The 230-nt window shown below is 69.6% G+C and carries 1 protein-coding gene; it reads right to left on the bottom strand.

Going from position 1 to position 230, the window contains the following annotated elements; all coding sequences use genetic code 11:
• The coding region (locus AXK60_RS25175; RefSeq protein ID WP_139058150.1) for an AAA family ATPase at window positions 1–230 on the bottom strand (230 nt) is incomplete at both ends.

The raw sequence follows: 230 nt of genomic DNA, 5'->3' as shown, positions 1-230 counted from the left end.
GCATGAGATCGGTCAATTGCCGGTTGCCGACCATCGCGGCCTCGTCGACGACGACGACACTCTTATCGCTCCAGCCGTGCGTGTTGTTGGCGACCGCGCGCAGCTCCTTGTCGACGGTCGCGGTGCGGGGCGCGACGTTCTCCGCGGCCGCGGCGTCGACCGCCTTACCGGCCTGGGCGAGCAGCACCATGTCGCGGTTGTTCTCCTCACACGCTGCGCGCAGGCCGCGC

This window comes from Tsukamurella pseudospumae, assembly GCF_001575195.1.
GTDB lineage: Bacteria > Actinomycetota > Actinomycetes > Mycobacteriales > Mycobacteriaceae > Tsukamurella > Tsukamurella pseudospumae.
Note: the sequence above shows the minus strand (reverse complement) of the source record. Positions and strands in the feature narration are given on the sequence as shown.